Below are 5159 nucleotides of genomic sequence, written 5' to 3'. Positions count from 1 at the left end.
AGTTATCAGGGTGCATCTACCAATTAAATGTTCTAGGTTTAACCACCATGCTCCGGATAAATTTCTGAGAAAATTGATTTTTCTCCTGTGTTAAAAAAACAAGAGTGGATATTAACTGAATTAGGGGAGTTAAAAATCAAGGGATATCCCATCTACTAATCAAGTATTCTAGGGTTAAGCACTATTTTATGGTCGAGAATATCTGCGTCTGAAGTTGCTGTTGTTTGCCAAAATTGAAAAAAACCCCCAGTGGGTTTTAACCAACTAGGGGAGTTGAAGATCAAGGTGCATCTACCAATTAAGTGTTCTAGTCGTAAGTAATCCGATCCGGATAAAGTTGTAAAGGTAGAAAAAGCAAAACAACTAGAATCAGAAACATTCAGGGGTGGGATGCATCTAAGTTATCAGAAGGAGCGAAAAATCGACTTGAAACTTTCGCGTTTCAAACCAGATTTAGGAGGCAAACAGGAGAAACTGTGACCCAGGAATTCCACATTTCGGTAACTCCTGTAGGGCGAAATGACTACTTGGTGCGGACGGAACAAGTCGCGCCTGGAGTACCATTGGCAGAAGAATTGGTGACTTGGCCTGTAGCTGATTGGTTAATAACTGCTGGGCATTTGATGAATGATCCGTTGAAGTCGGTGTTGCAAGGAGATCCATTCGCCTCTGGTGGGCACGAAAGCGATATCGCCAGAAACTCTGTTAATTTGGTGGCGTTGGGTCAACAATTTTATAACGCTCTATTTCAAGGCACTCTCAGGGATAGTTGGATTACTGCTCAAGGTATTGCTCAGAACCATCAACAAGTACTACGCTTGCGCTTGGGGCTAAAAGATACTAGATTAGCTCGTCTGCCTTGGGAAGTGATGCACGCAGGCGATCGCCCTCTGGCTACCGGGCCTTATGTCGCTTTTTCTCGCTTCCAAAGTGGAATTTTGGGGGCTTCGCCTTTGCGATCCCTGCGGGGGGCTACGCCTACGCAAAATATGCCCACACCACTACAACAAGGTGGTGTAAAAGTATTGATGGTAATTGCTTCCCCCTCAGATCAAGTCCGCCTTGACTTACAGAAACAGGAAGCTATCAAACTGCAAGCAGAACTTCACCGTATACCACGAATTGCTGAAAATAGCAATCGTTTTCCAGAAATTGAACTAACTGTGTTAGATCAACCAGGGCGGGAAGAACTGACGCAAGCTCTAGAACAAGGCAGATACCATGTTCTCCACTACTCTGGTCATAGTAACTTAGGTTCCAATGGCGGAGAAATTTATCTTGCTAGTCGCAGAACTGGCTTAACGGAAATCTTGACTGGGGACGATCTGGCTGGTTTGCTCGTCAACAATAATATCCAAATGGCAGTGTTTAACTCCTGCTTGGGGGCGTACACAGCTGCATGCGATCCCGGTGGAGATACTGGCGAACGAAACCTGGCAGAAAGTCTGGTGAAGCGCGGAATTAGAAGCGTTTTGGCTATGTCAGAACGGATTCCTGATGAAGTGGCGTTGACGCTCACACAATTGTTTTACCGCAACTTGAGTCAGGGATATCCAGTAGATTTGTGCGTCAGTCGGGTGCGCCAAGGATTAATTTCTGCTTATGGTTCTCACCAGATGTACTGGGCATTACCGATTTTGTATCTCCAGCCAGAATTTGACGGTTTTCTGAGCCAGGAAACTGAGTTATCGGAAAGTGCAAAGCCCAACCAGTATAATTCGTCTTTAGGGGCAACTTCTACGATGTACTCTGCTATGGCAGATGATACCGAGATGCCTTTAGGAATGGAGGATATGATTCCTTCTGGTTTGGCGCGTGATTCTGGGTTGGACTGGCTAGGTGAAGATACTTGGGGCGATCTTGTTGATGAAATTGAGTATGATGACCCAAGCTATGCAGAAGATTCTGCTATAGTTTCGGATTTGTTTCGTCAGCTAGATAACCAAAAAGCTCCAATTGAACTGGATCAACAAATTTCAGAAAATAGTCTTCAGCAAAGCCAGGTTTTAGAGGAAATGACTTCTTTGCAAGAGGAAGCAGATTTGTGGGGAGAAGCCCCAGCACCGCCACCTCAAATTGCTGGGAACTTGGAGGGAAATTGGCAAAATTCTGCTGATTTTTTGCGTAGGCATAGCCCGCCGCAGGCATCGCAACCACCGCCACCAAGACCTCGTACCCAACGCCGCAAGCTGTGGCCAATTGTCGGTATTGTGGGGATCAGTGCCTTAGCTGCTGCGATCGGTTTAAATTGGTGGTGGCATCGATCCCAGCAGCCAATTCTGCCTAACATCCCAGTAATTCCCACCCAGTCTTTACCCATTAAAAAGCAGCAAAATACCGACTTACAGACAGCAGAGACTGGAATTGTCGCCGCCACCGCTACGGAAAAATTGAGCCAGGGCGACTTGCGAAGTGGGTTATTGGCTGTAGAAGAACTACTCAATCGTGGCGCACTGGCTGCGGCTGAAACTTCCCTGAAACTAATTCCAAATAAACAAGCTGACGATCCATCGGTGAACTTTTACAAGGGACGATTAGCGTGGCAGTCTATCCAAACTGGAGACAATAACTATAGTGTCGATGATGCCCGCCGTTACTGGGAAACTGCTGCAAAAGCTAACCCAGAATCGCCTTTGTATAATAACGCTTTGGGATTTGCTTACTACACTGAAGGCAATCTGAATCGAGGTAATGATTCTTGGTTTAAAGCTTTGAATTTAGCTCTTAAAAAGCAGAACACAGACTCAACATTTACAAAGACAGCAGTGCCTCAAGATACTTTAACTTCATACGCTGGTTTAGCTCTTGGACTGTATAAATCTGCACTGAGTCAATCTAATGGTAAGCAGGCACAATATCTGAATGAAGCGATTAAGTTGCGACAATTGGTAGTTAAGTCTGATCCAGTAAATTTCCAGGTAGATCAATTAGCTAAAAATTGGTTGTGGACGGAGAAGGCGATCGCAGATTGGCGATCGCTTCTTCAGGAAAAGAGCGAAGGACAGTAATATGTTGTGGTGGAGCGATCGCGGTTGATTAAATAGCAGTTCTCAATTCCATGTAATACAGTCGGTTTTTAGGGGCACAGCAATGCTGTGCCCCTACTGCATGTTGCTTTTGCAAGAGGTTTTGCAATTTTCATAATTAAAATAGGATTTTTCTATACTCTTATTTGTTGCCTTGAAACTGCTTAATAATATTGCTAATTAAAGGTAACTGTTCCAATACCATTTTTGTCAAATCTACAAAAGATTTCTCCGAAAGGCGGTCATCTTGACGGAGTTGCAGAACACCTATTAAGACGATAAATATTGCTGTACCAATAATTGCTAAAGCTAGATAATGAAATGGTAGCGAACCACCAAAAAATGCAATTAGACAAAATACAACTACAAATACAAATAAATAGAACATTCCATTTCTAAACGCAAACGGAAGTTTAACTATGTCTTCTGGCTGAGAATTGTCTTCCTGTTTAGATGGTTCTGTCATAAAATTATTCTCTTGCTTTGACGGCTGAATTACATTATTAATTGTTACAACGACATTTTCCCTTCTTGTCTCTGAGGAATTAGGTAGAAAATCGCTACTCATCTGTTGTTGTGCTTGAAGTAACTCCCTTCTGTCCATCACATCATCAATTAAGCCTAAGACATCAACCATTTGATAGCTTTTTTGACATTGAATGCGTTCTTGTTTATCGGCTACAAACTGTCGCAATATTTCAAATTGGTAAAAGTGTGGCTCTTGGCTATCTTTGCAAGTGACACAATTACAGGGAATTAACTTGTTGTACTTCAGTCGCTTATACGAGTCATGAATTTTATCGAGTTCATGTGTAACTATGGTCATCAAATCTCTTTTGTGACGACCTGAGACTCGAATCTTAATCTCCCGCTTGCCGTAATATTCAATTACCTCTGCCTTCGTCTGGTCTTTGCTGAGAACAACGCCGCTTTTCCAGACACACTGTTGTTCATTTATCAACTCATGCATGGCGACGATGAATTGGCTGATGATCCCCTTGGGCATGAACTCGTAAGTGTAACGCAGAATCAGGTTGTTGGTTTCATCCCAGTTATATGAGAGTTGATTTGCAGATAGTAATTGTGGAGCAATATACTTTCCTTTACTTTTAGGAATTTCGTAGCACAGCTTGAAGTTGATCATCAGGCGCAATAGTTCATCATGCATCGTGGCGTATTTGTCTTCACACCAGATGCTTGCCAAGTCAGACTGGGTGAAACTGCCCAGTTTGTGAATCACCTTTTCATTATCCAGGACTTTGTAGACTGCATCAGTTCCCCACTTGGGTTTGAGGATGACGGTCTTGTTCAAAAGTGCGTCTTCCTGGAAGTGCAAGTATACACCTAAATCGTGCAGATAGCTGCTCAACTGCAACTTGTCATTTCTTTTGGTGAACCCATTTTGTTGGCAAATGTTCAGGTATTCATCCAAGCCGATATAATTGCGTGCGTCACTCTCCAAAGCTTCCCGGACTTTAACCCAGGTTTTTGGGAGGGGACTGCCAATATGGGGTAGATTTTTAACGTAATGCTTGATTTGTTCTAAAACTTGTTCTAAATCTCTGTTGGTAGCAAGGTTTGTTGCTAAAGTCTCTTTTAAATTAGTAAACTGTCCCCGTAACTGGAGTTCATTAATCTCTCGGTGGCGGTCTTGCTTCTCATTTTTGATGATTAGCAGCGGACTGTTATCGCTCAACAGTTCTACAACATTCAGCCAGTAATAAAAATCCATGTCTTCCTTGCGGGTATCTGCCACCAAAGTATAGAGGGAACGCTTGGTGAGGAAAAATTGGTGAGTAGCATGGTAAATCTCTTGCCCCCCAAAGTCCCAAATATTGACTCGAAATTCTTGCCCATTTTCCATTGGGAAACCCCACTGGATCACCTCAATTCCCTTTGTAGAGTCTTCCTCTCGGAGTTGATAATTTTGATCTTCAATTTTCTTCGCCAGTGTTGTCTTCCCTGCTCCTGCTTCGCCGATAATTAGTAACTTTGCTTCATACAGATAATCTGTGCCTTCTGCTTTTAGTTGCCGGAAATAATCCTTAATCGCCTTAATACCATTTTCAACCACTTCTAACGGTGGCTGTTCGATGGGGTTGCTGATTAAATACAGGGAAGTGAGTTGTTGCA

Annotated in this window: 2 protein-coding genes; one reads left to right on the top strand and one right to left on the bottom strand. The window is 43.1% G+C overall.

What is annotated here, in order from left to right; translation table 11 throughout:
* The first annotated feature begins 476 nt into the window (after positions 1–476).
* Positions 477–3008 (top strand): cell division protein HetF, encoded by a 2532-nt coding sequence (gene hetF / locus ACFFAP_RS35540; RefSeq protein WP_375515614.1) that lies wholly within the window; start codon positions 477–479, stop codon positions 3006–3008.
* 160 nt (positions 3009–3168) lie between these two features.
* On the opposite strand, the gene ACFFAP_RS35535 is transcribed toward hetF, so the two are convergent.
* Positions 3169–5159: COR domain-containing protein (locus tag ACFFAP_RS35535; RefSeq protein WP_375515613.1), on the bottom strand; the 1991-nt coding region annotated here is incomplete at its 5' end.

Origin of the sequence: uncultured Nostoc sp. (assembly GCF_964245575.1) — a bacterium.
Lineage (GTDB): Bacteria > Cyanobacteriota > Cyanobacteriia > Cyanobacteriales > Nostocaceae > Nostoc.
The sequence above is the reverse complement of the archived record's forward strand: the minus strand, read 5'-3'. Positions and strand labels throughout refer to the sequence as shown.